This is a genomic window from Mangrovimonas sp. sgz306409, from assembly GCF_059735265.1.
Window position 1 is genome coordinate 439483 of the sequence record NZ_JCAPEU010000002.1, and the last position, 22328, is coordinate 461810.

A 22328-nucleotide genomic window follows, 5' to 3' on the forward strand; every position below is an offset into this window, starting at 1 on the left:
TTATTATCTTATGAAATATTTCCAATTAGCAGCAATAATGTTGCTAGGAACTGCCTTTGTCCAAGCTCAAGAATATGGGCAATTGAGTGGAGGTCTCGAGTCTAACTCTCAATATTATGTCGATGATTCTAAAACGGGAGACTTTGAAGAAGAGGATCATTTAAGAACCAATAGTTATTTGCGTCTTAATTATACTTATCGAAATTGGTTCGCTAATGCACAGTTGGAATCCTATGAGCCTAAGGCATTGTTGAATTTTTACCCCAAATATGAAGGTACCAACTTAGGGACATTTGCCGTAGGTTACAAATCGAATAAATTGGAAGTGACCTTAGGTCATTTTTATGAACAATTCGGAAGTGGGTTAATTCTTAGAACTTGGGAAGATAGACAATTGGGGATAAACAATGCGCTTAGAGGAGGAAGAGTCGTTTATCGTCCTATCGATGCTGTCGAAGTTACGGGCTTATATGGAAGACAGCGTGATGGTTTTGAAGTGTCTAGAGGCGATATTTATGGATTCAATACTGAAATTGGATTGGCGTCTTTTTTGAATTTTGAAACTACAGGTCTTGATTTTGGGTTTAGCTATGTAGGACGTTATGAGGATTTGCCTATAGAGAACCCTGAATTTAAACCAATGACCAATGCTTTTTCAACACGACTAGATTTTTCTGAAGGCAATTTTTATGCTTCGGGTGAGTACGTGTTGAAGGGAGAGGATGTATATCAAGAAATGGGGAATATCATTGAAGATCGTTATTTTGATGGTAATGCTTTATTGTTGAACTTAGGTTATGCCAAATCTGGTTTGGGAGTAGATGCTACCTTCAGAAGAATGGAGAACATGGCTTTTTTCTCTCAAAGAGATCAAGGTTCGAATGTGTATAATCAAGATTATATAAACTATCTTCCTGCATTGACGAAGCAACATGATTATAGTTTAACAAATATCTATGTGTATCAATCGCAACCAAAATTAACCTTTAACCCGCGTGCCAAGGCGGGTGAGATAGGTGGGCAAATTGATATTTACAAAAAATTCAATAGAGAAACCTTATTAGGTGGTAAATATGGTACCAAAGTGGCTTTTAATTTTGCTACTTGGTATGGTTTAGACGGTGAATTTGACTTGGTTGAACGTACCTTTGACTCAGATGGTTTTTTTGGTTTTGGTGAAAAGTATTATCAAGAGTTCAGCCTAGAGGTTAGAAAAAAGTTGTCCTCTAAATGGTCTACAATTTTCTCTGCTGTTAGAACGTATTACAATTCCAAATTTATCGAGGATAGAAGTGGGGAAGTAAAGGCAACTATAGTGGTTGCAGAGGCTACTTATAAGTTTAATTCTGGTAAGTCCTTCAGAATTGAAGGTCAGCACATGTGGTCTGATGACACTACTTATGATAGAGCTGGAGATTGGGCTGGTGCTACCATGGAGTACAATTTTAATTCAAAATTTACCGTATTTGCAATGGATGTTTGGAATTATGGAAATTCACATGAAGAACAGCAGATTCATTATTATAATTTTGGAGGTAGTTTTACAAAGGGCTCTACTAGAATTGGGGCTAGTTATGGAAGACAACGTGGAGGATTGGTTTGTGTAGGTGGTATATGTAGATATGTCCCTCAAAATACTGGTTTTACTCTAAATATTGCTACAGCATTTTAAGCGTAAGATTAATTACAAAAACAAAAAAGGAGCGCAAAATGCACTCCTTTTTGTTTTTCAAGGATCTCCAATTTTAGTTCACAATCAGTTTCGTATTTAATAAAATTTTAGAGTTGTTGCGAACCTGTAATAGGTACAATCCGGAATCCAATTTTAAATTGAAGGAGGTATAGCCGGTTAGTGAAGTGTTGGCTTGGTACACTTGCTTTCCTGTAAGATCAAAAATGGCTATGTCAGTGTCGTCAAAGTTTGAGGAACTTAAAATAGTCATTTGGTTTTTTATAGGATTTTGCGTGAGTTTCACAATGTCCATTTCGTAGGATGGAAGGCTTAAAGCGTCTTCTAGAATTTCTGATATGGCAAATGCAACATTACCAGCGGTTAAAGTAACGTGTGGTTCATTGCTATCTGGAATATAAGTATTGTCAAATGGGGAGTCTGTTGTCACAGGAGTTGTATACCAATTAGTGTCACTTATAGAAAGTGCGCTTAATGTAGGTATAAAGCAGAAATACTGCGAATTCAAGTTGTCTACAAACTCTGAAATCAAATCGTTAGATTCATCTCCAAAAGAGGACATGTCGAATTGCCCTCCGGGAGCACTGTCCAATCCGTCGGAAGTTGCAGGGGAAGCTGCGATGGCGTCAAAACTATAAACCGTAGTCCAGTTGCCAAAAATATTAACTTGTCCAATTAGGTCTGTAACAGTGGTGGTTTGTGAAGCTAAAGGGGCAAAGGTAATGGCGACAATGGCTTGAGTGGGGGCCGGACCAACCAGACCAGTATCAAACGTGTGATTAATTAATTCCATTCCAGGGGTGCCTGTCATTTCTCCGGTGCCGCTACCATTAACGATAGCAACATTGCGGGAATCTTGAGGCATGCCCATGGTGTTTAATTCGGCTTGGAAGGCATCTCTGAAATTTGGCGCACCTACGGGTAATGTTATGGTCGGATCTTGGTCTATATCAGAGCCTGATTGGAGATGTCCCAAATAATGGTCAATCAACATTTGTTTTGCGGCAGCACTGTTCAGAAATCCGTTTACTAAGTTTTCGGCTTCTGCAATTTCAGGGTCTCCATTATACATGTAATTGAACATGTATTGCACACCTATTGGGACATTGGCTCCTAAATGAGGTGTATCGAACGATATGAACAAACGAGTGTCGTGGTCCATGCTGTTTTGCTCCATATAGCGAAGTGCGTATTGTGATACCAATCCTCCCATACTTGGTCCAATAACTACATTTTGCTCGTCACCTTCTTTTAACTGGTTAACTGTTTCTATGAGTTCAGTTAGGATAAAGGCATTCCTTTGGATAAAGTCTGCGCCTCCATTTATTTCAGTAGTGTTGTCTGAACTGCTTATGTAGGTTGGGAAGTTCAGAACCACGATATCAAAGCCTTCATCTCGTAAGGCATCGGCGAGGTTTTGTACAGGTTCTCCATAGTCTAATAAACTGTACATAAGGTCTATTGTTCTTGAGTCGTTGGGGTCAAACCCGTCTGCAACAATAATTGGTTTATCAAATACACCATTTATGTTATCGTAGTATATTTTATATTCTCCAGTTCCGGCATGTGCCATGGTTTCTCCAAAACCTTGGTAGGTTATAGAGGAATTAATTGACGTAATGTCGCTTTCACCCCCAGGAGTTTGTCCGTAAAATAGCAGGGGAATGGTTAGGAAAGAAAAAAGCGAATAGTAATTTAATTTCATATAAGGTCGATTTAAGATTAATGGAAACTTAAAGATACGAATTATTTTACTGCGTTGTTATCCTGTTGTATAGAGGAAATTAAATTGCATAAAAAAACCTCAAAAGTTAATTTTTGAGGTTTTTAATATATTTCTAAATGAAATTTCTTAGCCTAAGAACGGGTAACGATAATCCGCAGGTGTTACAAAGGTTTCTTTAATTAATCTAGGAGAAACCCAACGCAACAAGTTTTGTGCACTACCCGCTTTATCATTGGTTCCTGATGCTCTTGCGCCTCCAAACGGCTGTTGTCCTACAACAGCTCCTGTTGGCTTATCATTGATATAGAAGTTTCCTGCACTATTTTGTAATGCTTTTGTGGCTTCTTCAATAGCATATCGGTCAGTTGAGAGGATAGCGCCTGTAAGAGCGTATTCGCTTGTTTCGTCTACCAATTTCAAAGTTTCAGAATAAGCCTCTGCATCGTATACGTAAATAGTGATTACTGGACCAAACAATTCTGTACACATAGTAGTGTACTTAGGATTGGTAGTAACAATTACAGTTGGTTCTATAAAGTAACCTTTCGATTTATCGTAGTTTCCACCGGCAATAATTTCTGCATCGCTGTCGGCTTTGGCTCCATCGATAAATTTGGCAAGTTTGTCAAAAGATCCTTCGTGGATTACCGCAGTGATAAAGTTGCTCATGTCCTCAGGGGATCCCATTTTAAAGGATTTAAGATCTTCCAAAACGTAGTTTTTAACCTCTTCCCATAAATTGGTTGGGATATAAGCTCTTGAAGCAGCGCTACATTTCTGTCCTTGAAATTCAAATGCACCTCTTACAATGGCAGTGGCTACTTGTTTTGGGTTAGCTGTTTTATGAGCTACGATAAAGTCTTTTCCTCCGGTTTCCCCTACGATTCTTGGGTAGGTTTTATAGTTGTGGATGTTTTCTCCTATTTTCTTCCAAAGTTCCTTAAATACAAACGTGGATCCTGTAAAATGCAATCCAGAGAAATCTGGGCTAGCCATTACCGTATTGGTAATCATGGCAGGGTCTCCAAATACAACATTGATGACACCTGCAGGAACTCCAGCTTCTCTAAATACGTCCATGATCACTTTTGCAGAATATACTTGACTGTCGCTAGGTTTCCAAACGACCACATTCCCCATCAAAGCCATACATGCAGGCAAGTTTCCTGCGATAGCTGTAAAGTTGAAAGGTGTAACCGCATAAGTGAATCCTTCCAATGGGCGGTATTCAACTCTGTTCCAGGCATCGCTGGTGCTTTCTGGTTGCTCATGGTAAATATCTGCCATAAACTGTACGTTGAAACGTAAAAAGTCAATCAATTCACAGGCTGAATCAATTTCTGCTTGGTGAATGGTTTTTGACTGCGCAATCATAGTAGCAGCATTTATTTTTGCTCTATAAGGACCTGCAATCAATTCGGCGGCTTTCAAGAAGATTCCTGCGCGCTGTTCCCATGGAAGTTGCGACCATGTTTTTCTGGCTTCCAAAGCAGTAGCAATCGCTTCTTCTACGTGAGATTGTTCAGCTACATGATAGGTTCCAACAACATGTTGGTGGTCGTGTGGAGGGGACATAGTGCGGGTGTTACCTGTTTCTACATCTTGTCCGTTGATATATAGGGGCACGTCCACTTTGCTATTGAACATTTCTTTGTAAGCTTTTAAAACAGCTTCGCGCTCCGGAGATCCGGGAGCGTAAGATTTTACCGGTTCATTAATAGCAACAGGTACGTTAAAAAATCCTTTTCCCATGGGTATTTTATTTATAGGGTTATTCAAAATTTTCAGAGCCAAAGGTACGATTTTTTAGATATTTATGAGGGCGATAACTTCTTAAAACCGTATTAAAATTCGTAAGGATTTTGTGATGTGTCTAGTGGCAATAATTGAGAATGAGATAGAAAGAATTAGGACTTTTTTCAATGTCCAAACTGTTTGTCTTTCCAGGAGGAAGTGGTAACAAATCTATAAAGTGGTTTGAACTATGATTTAGTTAAGTGCAAACGGTGCACTTAATTTAAAGGCGGGAATGTAGACCTTAAAATTATTGGTGGAGGTGAAGTTTACCATGTTGTAGTAACCCTTCATAGCGCCAAATGGCGATGTTAATAAACACCCTGAATTGTAAGTATGGGATTCTCCAGGTTGAAGAACAGGCTTTTTGCCAATGACACCTTCGCCTTCAACAATTTCAACATTGTTAAGAGCATCAAAAATTTTCCAATGTCTCGAATTAAGTTGAACGGCATCCTTGCCTTGGTTTTCAATAGTTACTTTGTAGCCAAAGGCAAAGTGCACTTTATAATTTTTATAAAATGTTCCTTCGAATGTTGTCTCTACGGAAATTTTGATTCCGCTTGTAACTTGTTGTACCATGAAGTTGACCTTAAAAATGCTAATTTAACGTATTTTTCTTTTGCTTGTAGGTTTTTAGCTTTTACTAGGGTGATTTTTAACACCTTTAAAGGTTTAAAGACTTATTTTGGATTGAAATTGTTGTTTTGCACAAATGTTTCCAGTTCTACGAAGAAATTCATAATGTCTTTTTCCTCCAAAATGGAATTAATGGTGACCAATCTTATAAAATCCTGCCCTTTGAAGGTGCCGTAGCTTACCATAAGTTTAGCGTTTTCATAGAGTGCAGTGCAGAGTTGTTTTGCTGGAGTGTTTTTGTAATTAAAGCAAACGGAAATGGAATTGTCGAAACTGTACAGCGTATAATCAGGGTGGCTGCTAACATAATTTCTGGCAACATCGGCCAATTGGAATTGTTTGTCGACAATCGTTTCCAATCCTTGTGTGCCGATGCTTTTCCAAAGCGTCCAAAATTTTAGGGCATCATTGCGTCTTCCACATTGCAAGGAGGTTTTTCCCAGGTTGTAATCGTCTCCGTCCGTTTGGTATAAATATTCAGCTTCGCTAGAAAATGAAATATGAAGATCTTCAGCGTTTTGGGTAACAATGATGGAGCAGCTCAGAGGGGTTCCCAACATTTTGTGGGCGTTTACGCTGAAGGAATCTGTGAGTTCAATGCCTTTTACTAAATGGTTATATTTCTTACTGAAAATCACCGATCCACAATAAGCGCCATCCAAGTGCAACCAAAGATTGTATTTGCTGCTTACTTTGTGAATTTCTGTAACATCATCAAAAGCTCCCATGACGGTGGTGCCAGCAGTGCAGTTCACAAAAAAGGGATGGTGCCCTTCGGCAAGATCTTGTTTGATTTTCATTTCAAGGTCTTCAGGAAGCATTTCTCCATGAGCATTAGTTTTAACCTCACGGACCTGATTTCTTCCAATCCCCATTAGTGCTGCATTTTTGTTTATGGAATAATGGGAAACTTCGGAGGTGTAAACAATCATTTTGGAAGTAACTCCTTTGTTGGGCGCAGTTTTACTGTGTTTGTCGCGTGCCATGACCATGGCCATAAAGTTGCTCATAGATCCTCCAGGGGCAAAGGTGCCATCGCTGCTAGGGCCATAACCAATCATTTCGCAGATTTTCTTAAGGATGATTTTCTCAATTCCTATTTGTGGGCCTCCTATTTTATAAGTATACATGCTGGTGTTGAGCATGACGGCCAAAAGGTCTCCCAAGGTGGCCTTGTCCACACGTCCGCCATACAATTGATTGAAAAAGGAAAAGGAGGCGGTTTTGGGCGTGAATTTTATGATTTCCAATAAGGAAGCTTTAAAGTCTTCTTCGGAAGTTGGTTCGTCGGGTAGTTCAAGGTCTAGGCTGTCATATAGTTGTTCTGTGTCAATTGGCTTGGCAACAGGCTGGCTTTGTTCTTCTTCTAAAAGTATTTTGGCCAGTTCATTAAACAGCTTTAAATCTTTCTCCATGAATTCCGTGTTGAAAGCCTGAAATTACAAGCAAGTCTAAAATTATTAAAAATTACTATCAAAACCATTGAAAACTAGTAAGATTTGAATGAATTGATAATGACTTTGTCTCATTCTGTAATCTAACATTACGGACTTCCTTGTCAAAACTTATTAATTTGTAATATTTACGGAAGTACCTTCTCCTAGGCCAATCAACCTGTCATAGCGAGCTCCTAGGTCGCGGTAATACACCAAAACTTTATAATTGTTCTCGGTTTGGTAATAATTACCGCAAATAGCACCTTCGTCCAATTGTCCATTTTCATCACGAACTACGTATTTGTAGTTGTAAAATCCTTGTTTTAGTTTTATTTCAGCTTCATAGACTCCTTTGCTAGGGTTGTAGGCCATCTTGTTGCTTTCGTCTGTAATGTAATTATTGTAGTTGCCGTAAACATAGATCGATTGTCCTATTGGAAGTTCAGGCATTAACAATGAAAAATGAATACTGGTGTAATCTGCTTCTATGGATGGATTATCGGTGTCTAAAGCTGTGATTACAAAATTTCCGTTGATATCGGGGTTGTAGGTGTATGGCTGTCCTGCTCTAGCGGTGTTGGTGAACAAAAATCCGTGGTATATATCCCTTAAGTCAATAAACTGAACACCAACATTCGCTGCGCGAACATCCTTGTTCTCAAAAAACAAATATTCATTGCCTCCCCAAAAACTGGATTCCGTAGTGTATTTGTAAATGAGTTCTTTACCCATGGTATATTGAGGTTTCAGAGAGGATATAGCTGTGTTAAGGTTATTGTTCTGGATTACCAAGGTTTTAACGGTTTCGCTTGGATTGTTCAGGTTCAATCCTCTAGAATTAATGATAAAGTCAACCGACTGTTTTTCATTAATGACACTCACGTCTCTAGAGCGTTTTAATGTTACGCCAACACTCACTAAATCTTCATAGACCATAAATTTTCTTGAGAACATCAATTCTTCGTATTGATCATAAATTGAAATGAGGTAATTGCCACTTTTTAAAATGTTGCCCGTTTGGTTGTTGGGGATTTGGAGGGTGTAGTGTGAATAAATTTGATAGGTATTGAATGAGTTTTCATAGTCACGGATTCGTTGGTTGTCGAAACCTTTTAGATATTCGGATTTAACCAGTTGTGAAGGTGTCCAATCAAAATTGAAATGTTCAATGACATAATAGAAATCTTCCTCATTTCCCGTAAGGGCATCAAACTCCAAAACCAAAGGTTGTCCTAAGGTCAAGATTGGGAGTTGACTCTCCTGAGTATCACCCTTAAATGTGATAGTTTTAATGAAATCTGGAGGGGTGACTTCGGAAACTTGTGCGAAAATAAGGAAAGGTGATAGGAAAATTAAGGCGATGAGGTTGAATTTAGATGTCATTAAAGTCTTATTTTGATGTAAATATAGTTAATTTTATAGGACGTAAATTTTGTTTATTTAGAATTGGTATAAATAAATAACTAGCTATTATTTCAAATATAATTTAGCTATTAATTCGTAAATTTGCGTCGATTTTTAGACAATTAATTTCAATATCAAACATATGTCAAACGACATTAAGATTAAAAAAGGTCTGAATATAAACCTAAAAGGTGAAGCTGATAGGTCCACAGAGAACGCGATCATCAGTAATTTCTGCACCATCAGGCCCGAAGACTTTCACGGCGTTACCCCAAAATTAGTAGCAAAAGAAGGCGCAAAAGTAAAAGCAGGTGAAACTGTGTTTTATGACAAAGCGAATGAACTTGTGAAATTTGTGTCTCCAGTTTCTGGAGAGGTAGTAGAGGTACAACGTGGTGCAAAACGAAGAATTTTAGCAATCAAGATCCAAGCGGATAAAGAGCAATCTTACCTAGAAAGCGGCAAATTGGATGTGGCTTCTGCAAATGCGGAGGCTATCAAATCTCATTTGTTGGCTGCGGGTTGTTGGCCTTTTATCAAGCAACGTCCTTACGATGTTATTGCCAATCCAAACAAGAGCCCTAAGGCTATTTTTGTATCGGGATATGCATCGGCGCCATTGGCAGCAGATTACGATTATGCGCTGCAAGGTAAAGAGGCGGAGCTTCAGGCTGCCATTACGGCTCTTGGAAAACTTACAGAAGGTGTCGTGCACGTGTCTGTAGGTGCTGGTTCCAATTCACCATTGGCGGGTCTTTCCGGTGTTACCTTGCACAAGGTGTCTGGACCACACCCGGTTGGGAATGTAGGAACACAGATCAATAAAATTGATCCAATCAATAAGGGAGAAGTGGTTTGGACCGTAGCTCCTCAGGATTTGGTGATTATTGGTGAATTGTTGCTAACTGGTAAATTCAACGCAGAACGTATTGTTGCCTTGGTAGGATCTTCAGTGAAGAAACCTAGATATTTCAGAACCAAAATAGGTAGTGAAGTAGCTACTATGGTTTATGACAATGGCATTGATAAAGATAGCAACTGCAGAATTATCTCTGGAAATGTACTTACAGGAAAACAAGTGAAGCCAGATGGTTGTTTGGATTACTACAGCAACACCATTACGGTAATTCCTGAGGGAGATGATTACGAATTCTTTGGCTGGAACAAACCTGTTTTCAATAAAATATCAACTTCTAGAGCATTGACTTTTTCATGGTTGAACCCTAAGAAGAAGTTTGATTTAGATACTAATACCAACGGAGAGCACAGAGCATTTGTGGTAACTGGAAACTACGAGGAAGTATTCCCTTTAGATATGTATCCAATGCAACTTTTAAAGGCTTGTATGTACAAGGACCTTGACGAAATGGAAGCTTTGGGTATGTATGAAGTTGCTCCAGAAGATTTTGCTTTGACCGAATTTGTTTGTGTGTCTAAACAACCTCACCAAAAAATTATTAGAGAAGGTTTGGACTTAATGATTAAAGAAATAGGATAGCCATGAGTTTGAAAAGTACATTACATAACTTAAAAGAAAAGTATAAAGGCACCAAGATGGCGCCTGCGTTTAACGCATTGCATACCTTTTTATACTTGCCTAACGATACCACTCATGGTGGAACTCATATTAAGGCTGCCGACGATTTGAAGCGTACCATGAATACGGTAATCATGGCTTTGATTCCGTGTTTGATCTTTGGTATGTTCAATGCCGGATATCAACATTATCATGCATTGGGAACTCCTGTAGATTTCTTGTCTTGGGATTCCTTTTCTATTGGATTGATAAAAGTATTGCCTTTAATTATTGTGTCTTATGGTGTAGGACTTGGAATCGAGTTCTTGTTCGCTATTATTAAAGGACACGAAGTTGAAGAAGGTTACTTGGTAACTGGAATGTTGGTGCCACTTATTGTACCAATCGATTTACCATTATGGATGTTGGCAGTTGCCGTAGCATTTGGGGTAGTTATTGGTAAAGAAGTATTTGGAGGTACAGGGATGAACATCCTTAACCCTGCATTAACGATTCGTGCGTTTTTGTTCTTCGCATATCCAACGTGGATGTCTGGAGATAAAGTATGGGTACACGGTGCTGTAGAGCGTGCCAATGAAATTGCCAGTGGAGCAAATGTTGATGTGATTTCAGGTGAAACCATTTTAGGAAGTTTAGCACAAGGAAATGGAGCAGGATATTCTGTTGCCGATATGTTCTACGGATTTATTCCTGGTTCTGTTGGAGAGACTTCTACCTTCTTGATTCTTTTGGGAGGATTGTTCTTGATCTTCACTAAAATTGGAAGCTGGAGAATTATGTTGTCTTCTGTGTTAGGAGCCTTGGTAATGGGATTGATCTTTAACAGTGTTGTAGATGCTGGTTGGGTAACTGAAAGCAGTAAATTCTACGGATTGATGAGCACTGAATTCTGGCACCATTTATTAATTGGAGGTTTTGCCTTTGGTACTGTGTTTATGGCTACAGATCCTGTAACGGCATCTCAAACCAACAAAGGAAAATGGATTTATGGATTCTTAGTAGGATTCATTTCAATCTTGATCCGTGTGTTCAACCCGGCTTACCCAGAAGGTGTGATGTTGGCCATTTTATTGATGAACGTATTTGCACCGACCATTGACCACTACGTGGTACAAGGAAATGTTAAGAAAAGAATGAAACGTTTAAAAGCAAAAACAGCTTAAGATGAGTAATAAAACAGATAGTAACGTATACACCGTATTGTTTGCCATTGGTATGGTAGTGGTAGTAGGAGCTTTGTTGGCCTTTACTGCGGCGTCACTTAAGGATACAATTGGAAAAAATGTCGAGTTGGAAAAGAAACAAAACATTTTGTATGCTATGGGTGTAAATGAAAATGATGAGAGTAGCGCTGTTTTTGTAGATAAATCTCAAGCTCCAGAATTGTTTTCAAAGTACATCACCAAACAATTGGTAATGCAAGGTGGTGAAGTATCAGAAGATGCTAACGCTTATTTAATCGATATCAAAAAAGCTAAAGAAGCTGCTGCTGGAGATGCTTCCAAAAGACAGTTGCCAATATTTGTAGGAGAGAAGGATGGAAAAACTTTCTATATCGCTCCAGTTTATGGTAAAGGACTTTGGGATGCTATTTGGGGCTATGTTTCTATGGACGAAAATATGGTTGTTCAAGGCGCTTATTTTGATCACAAGGGAGAAACTCCTGGACTTGGGGCCAACATTAAGGAGCGTTTCTTTATGGATGATTTTATTGGAGAGCATTTATTGGATAGCAACGGAAACTTCAAAGGAGTTGATGTAGCTAAAGGAAATGCAGACCCTAAGAACGAAAACAAAACCGATAACGAGGTAGACGCAATTGCTGGTGCCACTATTACTGGTAATGGTGTTGCTGCAATGTTGAAAAGCGACTTACAATTGTACAAGCCTTTTTTCGATAACTTAAAAAACAATTAATAAGATATGGGACTTTTATCAAAAAAAGACGCCAAGTTAATTACAGACCCATTAGCGGATAATAACCCTATTACTATTCAGGTATTAGGTATATGTTCTGCCTTGGCTATTACTGCTCAATTGAAAGCGTCTATTGTAATGGCTATTTCGGTAATGTTTGTATTGGGAATGGGGAACGTAGTTATTTCATTGATCAGAAACATCATTCCTTCTAAAATTAGAATTATCGTTCAGTTAACAGTAGTTGCTGCCTTAGTAATTATTGTAGACCAAGTACTAAAGGCGTTTGCATACGAATTAAGTAAAACGCTTTCTGTATTCGTTGGTTTGATTATCACCAACTGTATCATTATGGGACGTTTTGAGGCTTTTGCTCTTGGTAACGGACCATGGAGATCTTTCTTGGATGGTATTGGTAACGCCTTAGGATATGGTATTATACTTGTAATCGTTGGATTCTTCAGAGAACTTTTAGGTTCTGGTACTTTATTAGGATTTAAAGTATTGGGAGACCCAATTGAAAAAACGGGATTGTATGCTTTAGGATATGAAAACAACGGATTTATGTTGTTATCTCCAATGGCATTGATCGTGGTAGGTATCATTATTTGGGTACAACGTAGCAGAAACAAAGATTTAATTGAAGATTAATCCTTAGCGGGTTACTTAAAAAGATAGATTATGTTAGAGCACATAGAATTATTTTTCAAATCGATATTTATAGACAACATGGTATTTGCCACTTTCTTAGGAATGTGTTCTTACCTTGCAGTGTCTAAAAAAGTGTCTACAGCTGTAGGTCTGGGAGCTGCCGTTATATTTGTATTGGCGGTGACTGTCCCAGTAAACTGGTTGTTGGACCAATACATTTTACAACCTGGAGCTTTAAAATGGTTAGGAGCGGAGTATGCCGATTATGACTTGAGCTTCCTTTCTTTTATCATGTTTATTGCTACTATTGCAACCATGGTACAATTGGTAGAAATTGTTGTAGAGAAGTTCTCTCCAGCATTGTATAACTCTCTTGGTATTTTCTTACCGCTTATTGCTGTAAACTGTGCTATTTTGGGAGGATCTTTATTTATGCAATCTCGTGAGATTCCTTCTATAGGATTGGCATTCAACTACGGATTGTCTTCTGGTATTGGTTGGTTCTTGGCTATTTTGGCCATTGCTGCTATCCGTGAGAAAATTAGATATTCCAATGTTCCTGCGCCTTTGAGAGGTTTAGGTATCACGTTTATCATTACAGGTCTTATGGCTATTGGTTTCATGAGCTTTGGTGGTATGTTGACTGGAGGTGATGAAGGTGCTAAAGAAGAGGCTGAAACTGCACAGGTAGAAACTGTAAAGAAAGACACAGAGAATAAGTTAGCTAACAATACAAAAGTAAACGAGTAACATGATATTAGCAGCAGGTACAGTAGGAACCATAGTAGCAACGGTAGCTGCCTTTTTGGTAGTAACACTTTTATTGGTGGCCTTGTTATTATTCGTAAAACAAAAATTATCTCCTTCAGGGCCGGTTAAGATTAAAATTAACGGGGAAAAGGAAATTGAAGTAGCCTCTGGAGGGAGCTTATTATCTACTTTAGGAAATTCAAAAATCTTCTTGCCTTCCGCTTGTGGTGGAGGTGGAACATGTATCCAATGTGAGTGTCATGTATTAGCTGGTGGAGGTGAAGCGCTTCCAACCGAGACACCTCACTTTACTCGTAAGGAGTTGCAACATGGTGCGCGTTTGGCATGTCAGGTTAAGGTAAAACAAGACATGGAAATCACCATTCCGGAAGAAGTATTTGGTATTAAAAAATGGGAAGCTGAAGTTGTACGTAACTACAACGTGGCATCTTTCATCAAGGAATTCGTAGTGCGTATCCCAGAGGATATGAACTATAAAGCTGGTGGATATATTCAAATTGAAATCCCTCAGTGTGAAATTAAATATTCTGATATCGACATTACTGCCCACCCAGAAGAGCACGAAACTCCAGATAAGTTTCAAGCTGAATGGGACAAATTTGGTCTTTGGCCATTGGTAATGAAGAATGACGAAACGGTTGAGAGAGCTTACTCCATGGCCTCTTACCCAGCAGAAGGACGTGACATTATGCTTAACGTGCGTATTGCCACGCCACCATGGGATAGAGCTAAAAATGGTTGGATGGATGTAAACCCAGGGGTAGCATCATCTTACATTTTCTCGAGAAAACCGGGAGACAAAGTAATCATTTCAGGACCTTATGGAGAATTCTTCATCAACGAGTCAGACGCTGAAATGTTATATGTAGGTGGTGGAGCTGGTATGGCGCCAATGCGTTCGCACTTGTACCACTTATTCAAAACCCTTAAAACAGGTAGAAAAGTGACTTATTGGTACGGAGGACGTTCTAAGCGTGAGTTATTCTACATTGAGCACTTTAGAGCTTTAGAAAGAGATTTCCCTAACTTTAAGTTCTTCTTGGCGTTATCTGAGCCACTTCCAGAAGATAACTGGAAAGTGAAGAAAGATATCCATGATGAAGCTGGAGATGGATTCGTAGGATTCATTCACAACTGTGTAATCGAAAACTACTTGGATCATCACGATGCTCCTGAAGATATCGAATTATATTTCTGTGGACCGCCGTTAATGAACAAGGCCGTAGAAAAAATGGGACAAGATTTTGGTCTTCCAGATGAAAACATCCGTTTTGATGACTTTGGTGGATAATCCAAATGATAAATACAGAAAAGCCGATTCAATTGAATCGGCTTTTTTTATGATGATTTTTTGAATTACGTTAGAACAGGGGTTTTAGATTTTTCAAAGTTAAACAAGGCTGAACAGTCCATCACATTATCAATTCCATCCATTTCACACAATAATTCCACAACGGCACTCAGTCCTTCAAACAATACATTTTTAGCTGTGGGATGTTCTGGTTTTTTATTTTTATGATGCAATGGTAATTTGAATCCGCAGGCCTTTAAAAAAGTGGCCTCAATTTGTAATAATTCCATTGGCGTATATCCATTAAATTTTCTGCCTAGGTTTTGGTGTACTATGCCCAGATAATTCAATTCTAAAGAACCATGGTCATTTGATAAATGTTTCCATGCATCTCTTTTGTCCAAAATGTTTCCAACAGCACATTGCTTACAACATTCAGGATGTAAGGTATCATTATGGAAGGCCTTATACAGCTTTTTAATGGCTTGATCGAATCTATAAGTAGTAGTCATGACACTCATATTTGCTTTAAGTTACTAAAAATTTGTTCGACGCAGGTGTTAATTGTCTTATTGTTAAGTTTTTATTTTGTTCTTCGTCGGATTTTCCTTCGTTTTTATTTCTTAAATTAGAACATCGTATTCCATTCCATGAAGAACTATTTAAGACTTTCCGGTTTACTTATATTTCTTCTAGCTCCATTTTTTGGAGTAAGGGCCCTCGCTCAATCTTTCCAAGACACTTTAAAAGTGGGAGTTTATGAATCTGCGCCATTTGTTATTTTTAAGGAGGACCAAAGCATGCAAGGTGTTAGTGTGTGGTTATGGGAGCAAATAAAGGAAGATCTGAACTTTCCATATAAGTTGGTGCCTTATTCCTCAGAGCAGCCCTTAAAGACGCTTTTAAATGATCTAGAAACGGGCAAGATTGATTTAGCCATCAATCCTATTACAATTACAAGCGAGAGGAACCATCAAATTAATTTTACCTATCCTTTTTACGTAGGGAATCTTACCATTGCAGAGAAGAAAGGTTCTAAAATGGGCTCCATAGTTACAGTGTTAAAGGCTATTTTTAGTATTCGTCTATTGTATCTTGTTTTGATGTTGTTTGCCTTAGTACTCATTTTTGGCTTTTTGATTTGGCTGGTGGAAAAACAGAACAACCATTTTGAAAGGGGAAAAAAGGGGCTGGTAAGTAGTTTTTGGTGGTCTGCTGTTACCATGACGACAGTAGGGTATGGAGATAAAGTCCCGGTTTCCAATTTGGGTCGGTTTATTGCTTTGGTTTGGATGCTGTGCTCTTTGATTATTATTTCCATATTCACTGCCAGTATCACTTCCAGTCTTACGGTTCATGAGCTCACACAAGGAACTCATACTTTGGAGAGTTACAGGAGCGCCAAGGTGGGTACTGTAGAATCATCGGCTACGGAGGGGTTTCTTCAAAGGAATTTTTTCCGTGACATTCATGCATATCCAGAATTCATTTCAGGTCTAAAGGAGCTTGAAAACAATCATCTTGATTATTTTGTTTATGATGAACCTTGGCTAGACTATCAGTTAAACAACAATACGGAATTCGCCTCACTGCGATTGCTTCCTATGCGGTTTAACGTTCAATTGTACGCCATGCCTATGGCAAAAACACTTTCCAAGGATATACACGATCAAATTTCAACGGCATTATTGGAGTTAACCGAAAGTCACGATTGGGAATTACTTTTGGATGAATACCAACTCAAGGAATATTAGTTTGGTTTAAAATAGATAGTGGCTCATTTATATAAATTCCCATTTTGTGATACCTTTGCAACATGAGTAAACCATTGTCCACACAGGAACTTCACAACCTTGCCATGAACCATGTAGGAAGGGATTTGGAACAACGCGGATTTGAATTTGTTGCCGTTAATAGCCAACTCAAACGCCATCCGCAATTCGTGTGCATCGATAAAAACAGCCAATATTATTTTGTAATTGTAAGGGCCGTTTTGTTACCAGATAACCCAAACAATTATGATGTGGTTTGGATGGAAACCTTCAAAAAACACGCGCATGAAAAGGATGCCAAAGTGTTATATGCTGGCGTAGGCCTTGGAAATCCCAATGGTGAAGATCTTCCTTTATATTTGAATGAAGAATATTTGATTGAGTACAACGGTATTCAAGTAATCGATACGCATTTCAACTAAACACCCTAACCCTAAATAGCAACCATATTTATTTAGCCTTATTATGATGAAAAAAACTTTGGTACTGGCATTGGTAATGTCTCTTTGTTTTTCTTGCAGTAAAGAAATAAAAAATACAAAACTAACAGGATCCGTTTTCGGAACAACCTATTCGGTGATCTATGATTCAGACGAGAATTACCAACCTCAGTTTGATAGTTTGTTTGCCGTGATTAACAAGTCTATGTCTACCTATATGTCGGATTCAGATATTTCTAAAATCAACAGAAATGAAGATGTGCAGGTGGATGAGCATTTTATAAAAGTGTTCAATACGGCGAAAGCCATTTATAGATATACCGAAGGAGCTTTTGATCCTACTATTGGAGCTATGGTTAATGCATGGGATTTTGGGCCGCAAGGAAAAATAAACCATATAGACAGTCTGCAAATTGATAGCTTGATGCGTGATGTTGGTTTCAATAAATTGGGACTTAGGGACGGGAAAATCCAAAAACGACCTAATGCCTTTTTAGATTTTAATGCCATTGCAAAAGGCTACGGTGTAGATGTTATTGGGGAATATTTGGAAAGTCAACACGTAGCTAATTATCTGGTTGAAATTGGAGGAGAAGTAAGAGGAAGAGGAATGAATATTGAAAAGGAGCAACCTTGGAAAGTGGGGGTAGAGATGCCTCATTTTGATGGCACCCAATCCATCTTACAAGCTATAGATTTAGTTGATGAAGCTATGGCAACCTCTGGAACTTATAGAAAGTTCAAAATTGATGACAACGGTAATCGCTACTCACATATCATTGACACCAAAACGGGCTACCCTAGTAAAACCAACCTGTTAAGTATTTCTGTAATTGCAGAAGATTGTATGACGGCAGATGCCTACGCTACAGCCTTCAAAGCGATGGGGATTGAAAAAGTGGAATCGTTTTTGGGAAAACACCCAGAATTAAAAGTATTCTTGATTTTTGAAAACGACAAAGGTGAGTTTGAAACCAAAGCTTTAAACGGTTTCCCAGCAGAATAAATTTGAGTGCATCTATTTTCTTACCACAGGAATAATTTCTCCCTTGGCAAGGCAATAGGTCTCAATGTCCTTTTCTGAAAGGCTTGCAGTATAGTTAACTTCTTCTACGGTAAATCCAATACTTCGGAGTTTGTCAAAATAATCCCTGCCGTATACCCGTACATGGTCATATTGCCCAAAGATTTTGGCACGTTCCTTCTTGTCCGTTATGGAGTCGTCTTCAAAAGTAACCTCTCGATTAAGGTCTTGCGGGATTTGAAACACTCCAAAACCGCCTGGTTTTAAAATGCGATAAAGCTCCTGCATGGCTTTGGTATCGTCTGGAATGTGTTCCAAAACATGGTTGCATAAAATGATATCAAAGGAATCATTTTCAAAAGGGAGATTGCAGATATCTGCCTTTACATCGGCCAAAGGTGAATTGAGGTCAGTAGTAGTATAGTCCAAGTTGTCCATGGCTCTAAAACGCTTGTAAAAGGCCTGTTCAGGAGCAAAATGAAGTACTTTGTGCTTTCCCGTAAAGAAGTCGGTTTCATTTTTTAAATACAGCCATAACAATCTATGACGTTCTAAAGACAAAGTGGAAGGTGATAATACATTGCTTCTTTGGTTGCCGTAACCGTAAGGTAGGAACGTTTTAAAGCTTTTCCCGTCAATAGGGTCTGTAAATTGATCACCTTTGAGGTAAGCAGCTAAAATTGGTCTAACCGCATAACTTAAACGAATAAGTAGTGGTCTGGGAACGGTATTTAAAACTATTTTGAAAAGCTTCTTCAAGGGCAAATTACATTTCAATTGGTTGGGACAATGTAATCAATTCCGAAATGCTGTCCCAAAGTTGTATGCGGTGTTGGAGGGCCAATTTGGCCACTTCCACAGTCTCTTCCCATTTTTGCGAATCGTCACCACAAAGTTCTGCAATCATCTTTAAGGATAAAGGTCCATGCTCGTCACCATCCAATTCAATGTGACGGTTCAAATAATAGGTCAATTTACTACAATCGGTTTTTTCTGCCTCCGATTGATTGATGATTTGGAAGAACATATCAGGAATCACATCTTCACGACCAAACGTAAAAGCCGATGCAATTTTGTGGGCTTCATTGCTGGCGATCACCTCAAAGGTGAAATTGATAAACTTTAAGGTTGCTTCTTGTAGTGACATTTTTGTTGCGGCATCGTTAATAGTAGCTCCTTCACATATATCGTTAACAAAAGCTTCTATTGGCATTGTATTGGCGCCAATTTGCATCATGGCATCCAAGTACATTTCGTAATGGCTTTTAGGTTCGCCAAGTTCGTTGACGTCACTTTCCTCACCCAATACAATTTCATTAATGAATCGTGCTGTAGCTGGATTTTTGGCAGGTACCCAAGGTAATGTTACCGTGGTTAACTGGTTTTGCAATGCCTTTAAGAGCGACATAAAGTCCCAAACAGCAAAAACATGCTGCTCCATAAAGATTTTGATGTCTTCAATAGAGGAAAGGTTGCGGTATAAATGGTGGTTATTGAGTACGTCTCGAAGCGGGGTGAGTTCCTGCTCGATTAAATCAATTCTATTCATAAATCTGATTAAAGGACCAAGGCTTTTTGTCTGAATTCATTTTCTTCGTCGCTCTCGATGCCCAATGCTTCGTAGATATAGGCAAACGTAGAAAGGATTTCAGGTTTTCCATCAATAATGGCCACATCATGTTCAAAATGCGCAGATGGTTTATTGTCTAAAGTAGTGATGGTCCACCCATCTCTATGTTGCTTGATGCGGTGGGTTCCCATATTGATCATAGGCTCGATAGCCACCACTTGACCTTCGATGAATTTTTTCCCACGGCCGCGTTTTCCATAATTTGGCATTTCTGGATCCTCGTGCATTTTGCGTCCAATACCGTGGCCAACAAGTTCACGAACCACACCGTAACCATGAGATTCACAAAACTGCTGAATAGCAAATCCAACATCTCCTACGCGGTTACCAACTTTAAATTCCCTGATTCCGATGTAAAGAGATTCCTTGGTAACGTCCAATAGCTTTTGGGTTTCTGCATCAATTTCACCTACAGGGAATGTGTAGGCATGGTCCCCGTAAAAATCATTCTTGATAGCACCGCAGTCAATGGAAATAATGTCTCCTTCCTTTAATGGTTCATCCGTTGGAAATCCATGAACAACTTGAGAGTTAGGACTCATACAAAGGGTATTTGGGAAGTCGTACAATCCCAAAAATCCAGGGATAGCACCTTGTTCCCTAATGAATTCCTCTGCCATTTTATCCAATTGCAAAGTGGTTACGCCAGGCTTTACTTCCTTGGCCAACATTCCTAAGGTTTTGGATACAATTAAGGCGCTTTCGCGCATCAGTTCTATTTCCTCTCTTGTTTTTGCTATAATCATGATTCAAAAAAATATGTGCAAAGATACTTAAAATATACTAGCTATCTTACATTGGTTTTTGCACTGACTTTGGTCAGTGTGGGTTACATTATTATTTAATTACTTTGCAAAGAGTATTAATGTGAAGCGTTATGTATAAGTCAGTTACAGCAGAAGAAGCGGTTAAAATAGTAAAGTCCAACGATAAAGTATATTTACAGGCAGCGGCGGCGGCACCTCAGGTTTTGATTAAAGCCTTGACGGAAAGACATGAGGAACTTAGAAATGTTGAGATTTGCCAATTGCATACCGAAGGTGAGGCTCCTTATGCCAATCCGGAGTTAAGGGACAGTTTTCATGTGAATTCCTTTTTTCTAGGGAAAAACGTGCGCCACACGCTTCAAGCTGGTAACGGATCTTATACCCCTGTATTTTTAAGCGAATTGCCTTTGTTGTTCAAACGAAATATCGTGGACCTGCAAGTAGCGCTTATTCATGTATCGGTTCCAGATAGACATGGGTATTGTTCTTTGGGTGTTTCTGTGGAAGCTACTTTGGCGGCCATTGACAATGCCGATTATGTAATTGCTCAAGTAAACAAACAAATGCCAAGAACTTTTGGGGATGGTATTATTCACGTATCCGAAATTGATGCTTTCGTGGATTGTGATGAACCTTTACCAATACATCATGTAGGCAAACCTTCCGATTTGGAAGCTACCATTGGCGATTATGTGGCTAGTTTAATTGAAGACCGCAGTACATTGCAAATGGGAATTGGTAATATCCCGAATGCTGTATTGACGCGTTTGACTTCGCATAAAGATTTGGGATTGCATACCGAAATGTTCTCAGATGGGGTTATTGATTTAATTTTAAGTAATGTTATTACTGGAAATTATAAAGGCATCGGACCGGGCAGAGCCTTGTCCACTTTTTTAATGGGATCCCAACGCTTGTATGATTACGTACATGACAATCCTTATGTGGAATTGCGTTCCTCAGATTATGTAAACGACGTATCGGTCATTAAGCAAAACCCAAGAATGGTGGCAATCAATTCTGCCATTGAAGTGGATTTAACAGGACAGGTTTGTGCGGATTCCTTCGGGACAAAAATGTATTCCGGGGTAGGAGGACAAATGGATTTTATACGAGGGGCTTCCTTAAGCGAAGGCGGAAAAGCCATCATTGCTTTGCCTTCGGTTACCAAAAGCGGCATTAGTAGAATTGTACCAACATTAAGACCTGGAGCGGGGGTAGTAACAACACGATCCCATATCCATTACGTGGTAACAGAATATGGGATCGCGAATTTATATGGTAAAACTATTGCTGAAAGAGTAAAAGCTCTTGTAAATATTGCTCATCCAGACCATAGAGAGTCTATAGATAGACAATATTTTGAGCTTTCAAGAGGCTGCTAGCGTCTTAAGAAAGAAAAAATACCCTTTTTTTGCTTTTCTTTTAACTGTTGGGGCATTTCGTTGGTGATGAGCTGATAGACTTCACCCCATCCTAAAACACCACCAATATTGCGGTCGTCTATAAAGATGTCCGCATAAATTTTTCGACTCTTGGTATAATCAAATTGTTCCTCGGGAAAACTTTTGTTTACGGCATAGAAATGAATGCCGTTTTCTTCACAAAACTCTACAGCTTCTTCCAACCTCACGCCACTGCGGTAGGTCCACAAGATTAAGCGGTGGCCATCGTTTTGGAGGCGCTTAAGAGTTTCAAAAGCGAAAATCCGAGGTTTCCCAATTTTTGGGTAGGCGTCCTCAACGATGGTACCGTCAAAATCAACTGCAATAATTAGCTTTTCCTGAAAATTCATCCGTCAATATTTAGGTCGCTAAAATATACAAAATATATTTCATC

At 38.9% G+C, this 22328-nt stretch carries 21 protein-coding genes; 11 read left to right on the forward strand and 10 right to left on the reverse strand.

Going from position 1 to position 22328, the window contains the following annotated elements; translation table 11 throughout:
* Window positions 1-10: 10 nt before the first annotated feature.
* Window positions 11-1672 (forward strand): DUF6029 family protein, encoded by a 1662-nt coding sequence (locus tag AC6I5C_RS05320; protein ID WP_497904262.1) that lies wholly within the window; start codon window positions 11-13, stop codon window positions 1670-1672.
* 73 nt (window positions 1673-1745) lie between these two features.
* Here AC6I5C_RS05320 and AC6I5C_RS05325 read toward each other — a convergent pair whose 3' ends face one another.
* The 5 genes from AC6I5C_RS05325 to AC6I5C_RS05345 form a co-directional block, all read right to left on the reverse strand.
* Entirely contained in the window at window positions 1746-3395 is a 1650-nt protein-coding gene (locus AC6I5C_RS05325) for a T9SS type A sorting domain-containing protein (RefSeq protein WP_497904263.1), read from the reverse strand.
* A 147-nt stretch (window positions 3396-3542) separates the two neighbouring features.
* Window positions 3543-5168 (reverse strand): L-glutamate gamma-semialdehyde dehydrogenase, encoded by a 1626-nt coding sequence (pruA, locus tag AC6I5C_RS05330; protein WP_497904264.1) that lies wholly within the window; start codon window positions 5166-5168, stop codon window positions 3543-3545.
* 237 nt (window positions 5169-5405) lie between these two features.
* Window positions 5406-5792: a Co2+/Mg2+ efflux facilitator ApaG/CorD gene (apaG, locus tag AC6I5C_RS05335; protein ID WP_053976030.1), complete on the reverse strand. Its 387-nt coding sequence runs from the start codon at window positions 5790-5792 to the stop codon at window positions 5406-5408.
* Window positions 5793-5893: 101 nt separating this feature from the next.
* Entirely contained in the window at window positions 5894-7264 is a 1371-nt protein-coding gene (locus AC6I5C_RS05340) for a pyridoxal phosphate-dependent decarboxylase family protein (RefSeq protein WP_497904265.1), read from the reverse strand.
* Between the two features lie 153 nt (window positions 7265-7417).
* Window positions 7418-8668, reverse strand: coding sequence for a type IX secretion system plug protein (locus AC6I5C_RS05345; RefSeq protein WP_497904266.1), 1251 nt, complete (start codon window positions 8666-8668; stop codon window positions 7418-7420).
* Window positions 8669-8831: 163 nt separating this feature from the next.
* Between AC6I5C_RS05345 and AC6I5C_RS05350 the strand changes: the two genes are divergently transcribed.
* From AC6I5C_RS05350 to nqrF, 6 genes are read left to right on the forward strand one after another with little or no spacing between them, the layout of a single operon-like run.
* A complete protein-coding gene (locus AC6I5C_RS05350; protein ID WP_497904267.1) occupies window positions 8832-10187 on the forward strand; it encodes a Na(+)-translocating NADH-quinone reductase subunit A in 1356 nt (451 codons plus the stop codon).
* Between the two features lie 2 nt (window positions 10188-10189).
* Window positions 10190-11389, forward strand: a complete 1200-nt coding sequence (locus AC6I5C_RS05355) for an NADH:ubiquinone reductase (Na(+)-transporting) subunit B (protein WP_076662225.1) — start codon at window positions 10190-10192, stop codon at window positions 11387-11389.
* Window position 11390: 1 nt separating this feature from the next.
* Window positions 11391-12143 carry a Na(+)-translocating NADH-quinone reductase subunit C gene (locus AC6I5C_RS05360; RefSeq protein ID WP_053976025.1) on the forward strand — a complete coding sequence of 251 codons (753 nt, stop codon included), beginning with the start codon at window positions 11391-11393 and terminating at the stop codon, window positions 12141-12143.
* A 6-nt stretch (window positions 12144-12149) separates the two neighbouring features.
* Window positions 12150-12794, forward strand: a complete 645-nt coding sequence (locus tag AC6I5C_RS05365) for an NADH:ubiquinone reductase (Na(+)-transporting) subunit D (protein ID WP_053976024.1) — start codon at window positions 12150-12152, stop codon at window positions 12792-12794.
* 30 nt (window positions 12795-12824) lie between these two features.
* Window positions 12825-13544 (forward strand): NADH:ubiquinone reductase (Na(+)-transporting) subunit E, encoded by a 720-nt coding sequence (nqrE, locus tag AC6I5C_RS05370; RefSeq protein WP_076662224.1) that lies wholly within the window; start codon window positions 12825-12827, stop codon window positions 13542-13544.
* Between the two features lies 1 nt (window position 13545).
* Window positions 13546-14856: an NADH:ubiquinone reductase (Na(+)-transporting) subunit F gene (gene nqrF, locus AC6I5C_RS05375; RefSeq protein WP_053976022.1), complete on the forward strand. Its 1311-nt coding sequence runs from the start codon at window positions 13546-13548 to the stop codon at window positions 14854-14856.
* A gap of 65 nt (window positions 14857-14921) precedes the next feature.
* Here the strand turns inward: nqrF and AC6I5C_RS05380 are convergent, their stop codons facing one another.
* Window positions 14922-15368 carry a Na(+)-translocating NADH-quinone reductase subunit F gene (locus AC6I5C_RS05380; RefSeq protein ID WP_497904268.1) on the reverse strand — a complete coding sequence of 149 codons (447 nt, stop codon included), beginning with the start codon at window positions 15366-15368 and terminating at the stop codon, window positions 14922-14924.
* A gap of 138 nt (window positions 15369-15506) precedes the next feature.
* Between AC6I5C_RS05380 and AC6I5C_RS05385 the strand changes: the two genes are divergently transcribed.
* From AC6I5C_RS05385 to AC6I5C_RS05395, 3 genes are all read left to right on the forward strand, one after another.
* Window positions 15507-16610, forward strand: a complete 1104-nt coding sequence (locus tag AC6I5C_RS05385) for a transporter substrate-binding domain-containing protein (RefSeq protein WP_497904269.1) — start codon at window positions 15507-15509, stop codon at window positions 16608-16610.
* A 62-nt stretch (window positions 16611-16672) separates the two neighbouring features.
* Window positions 16673-17050 carry a DUF8840 domain-containing protein gene (locus AC6I5C_RS05390; protein ID WP_497904270.1) on the forward strand — a complete coding sequence of 126 codons (378 nt, stop codon included), beginning with the start codon at window positions 16673-16675 and terminating at the stop codon, window positions 17048-17050.
* Window positions 17051-17093: 43 nt separating this feature from the next.
* Window positions 17094-18074: an FAD:protein FMN transferase gene (locus tag AC6I5C_RS05395; protein ID WP_497904271.1), complete on the forward strand. Its 981-nt coding sequence runs from the start codon at window positions 17094-17096 to the stop codon at window positions 18072-18074.
* A gap of 12 nt (window positions 18075-18086) precedes the next feature.
* Here AC6I5C_RS05395 and AC6I5C_RS05400 read toward each other — a convergent pair whose 3' ends face one another.
* Genes AC6I5C_RS05400 through map form a run of 3 tightly spaced genes read right to left on the reverse strand, consistent with a single transcriptional unit; the run spans window position 18087 to window position 20468 of the window.
* Window positions 18087-18851 (reverse strand): class I SAM-dependent methyltransferase, encoded by a 765-nt coding sequence (locus AC6I5C_RS05400; RefSeq protein ID WP_497904272.1) that lies wholly within the window; start codon window positions 18849-18851, stop codon window positions 18087-18089.
* A 7-nt stretch (window positions 18852-18858) separates the two neighbouring features.
* Complete coding sequence (locus tag AC6I5C_RS05405; protein WP_497904273.1) at window positions 18859-19641, reverse strand: DUF3050 domain-containing protein; 783 nt, start codon at window positions 19639-19641, stop codon at window positions 18859-18861.
* Window positions 19642-19649: 8 nt separating this feature from the next.
* Entirely contained in the window at window positions 19650-20468 is an 819-nt protein-coding gene (gene map, locus AC6I5C_RS05410; protein WP_497904274.1) for a type I methionyl aminopeptidase, read from the reverse strand.
* Window positions 20469-20599: 131 nt separating this feature from the next.
* Between map and AC6I5C_RS05415 the strand changes: the two genes are divergently transcribed.
* Window positions 20600-21874 carry an acetyl-CoA hydrolase/transferase family protein gene (locus tag AC6I5C_RS05415; RefSeq protein ID WP_497904275.1) on the forward strand — a complete coding sequence of 425 codons (1275 nt, stop codon included), beginning with the start codon at window positions 20600-20602 and terminating at the stop codon, window positions 21872-21874.
* Here AC6I5C_RS05415 and AC6I5C_RS05420 read toward each other — a convergent pair.
* A complete protein-coding gene (locus AC6I5C_RS05420) occupies window positions 21871-22284 on the reverse strand; it encodes a BT0820 family HAD-type phosphatase (RefSeq protein ID WP_076662217.1) in 414 nt (137 codons plus the stop codon). The genes AC6I5C_RS05415 and AC6I5C_RS05420 overlap by 4 nt on opposite strands.
* Window positions 22285-22328: the final 44 nt, after the last annotated feature.

Excerpts from the sequence above, each read along its gene's own strand:
- AC6I5C_RS05320 (WP_497904262.1), top strand. The coding sequence starts at position 11 with ATGAAATATTTCCAATTAGCAGCAATAATGTTGCTAGGAACTGCCTTT.
- AC6I5C_RS05325 (WP_497904263.1), bottom strand. The coding sequence starts at position 3,395 with ATGAAATTAAATTACTATTCGCTTTTTTCTTTCCTAACCATTCCCCTG.
- pruA (WP_497904264.1), bottom strand. The coding sequence starts at position 5,168 with ATGGGAAAAGGATTTTTTAACGTACCTGTTGCTATTAATGAACCGGTA.
- apaG (WP_053976030.1), bottom strand. The coding sequence starts at position 5,792 with ATGGTACAACAAGTTACAAGCGGAATCAAAATTTCCGTAGAGACAACA.
- AC6I5C_RS05340 (WP_497904265.1), bottom strand. The coding sequence starts at position 7,264 with ATGGAGAAAGATTTAAAGCTGTTTAATGAACTGGCCAAAATACTTTTA.
- AC6I5C_RS05345 (WP_497904266.1), bottom strand. The coding sequence starts at position 8,668 with ATGACATCTAAATTCAACCTCATCGCCTTAATTTTCCTATCACCTTTC.
- AC6I5C_RS05350 (WP_497904267.1), top strand. The coding sequence starts at position 8,832 with ATGTCAAACGACATTAAGATTAAAAAAGGTCTGAATATAAACCTAAAA.
- AC6I5C_RS05355 (WP_076662225.1), top strand. The coding sequence starts at position 10,190 with ATGAGTTTGAAAAGTACATTACATAACTTAAAAGAAAAGTATAAAGGC.
- AC6I5C_RS05360 (WP_053976025.1), top strand. The coding sequence starts at position 11,391 with ATGAGTAATAAAACAGATAGTAACGTATACACCGTATTGTTTGCCATT.
- AC6I5C_RS05365 (WP_053976024.1), top strand. The coding sequence starts at position 12,150 with ATGGGACTTTTATCAAAAAAAGACGCCAAGTTAATTACAGACCCATTA.
- nqrE (WP_076662224.1), top strand. The coding sequence starts at position 12,825 with ATGTTAGAGCACATAGAATTATTTTTCAAATCGATATTTATAGACAAC.
- nqrF (WP_053976022.1), top strand. The coding sequence starts at position 13,546 with ATGATATTAGCAGCAGGTACAGTAGGAACCATAGTAGCAACGGTAGCT.
- AC6I5C_RS05380 (WP_497904268.1), bottom strand. The coding sequence starts at position 15,368 with ATGACTACTACTTATAGATTCGATCAAGCCATTAAAAAGCTGTATAAG.
- AC6I5C_RS05385 (WP_497904269.1), top strand. The coding sequence starts at position 15,507 with ATGAAGAACTATTTAAGACTTTCCGGTTTACTTATATTTCTTCTAGCT.
- AC6I5C_RS05390 (WP_497904270.1), top strand. The coding sequence starts at position 16,673 with ATGAGTAAACCATTGTCCACACAGGAACTTCACAACCTTGCCATGAAC.
- AC6I5C_RS05395 (WP_497904271.1), top strand. The coding sequence starts at position 17,094 with ATGATGAAAAAAACTTTGGTACTGGCATTGGTAATGTCTCTTTGTTTT.
- AC6I5C_RS05405 (WP_497904273.1), bottom strand. The coding sequence starts at position 19,641 with ATGAATAGAATTGATTTAATCGAGCAGGAACTCACCCCGCTTCGAGAC.
- map (WP_497904274.1), bottom strand. The coding sequence starts at position 20,468 with ATGATTATAGCAAAAACAAGAGAGGAAATAGAACTGATGCGCGAAAGC.
- AC6I5C_RS05415 (WP_497904275.1), top strand. The coding sequence starts at position 20,600 with ATGTATAAGTCAGTTACAGCAGAAGAAGCGGTTAAAATAGTAAAGTCC.
- AC6I5C_RS05420 (WP_076662217.1), bottom strand. The coding sequence starts at position 22,284 with ATGAATTTTCAGGAAAAGCTAATTATTGCAGTTGATTTTGACGGTACC.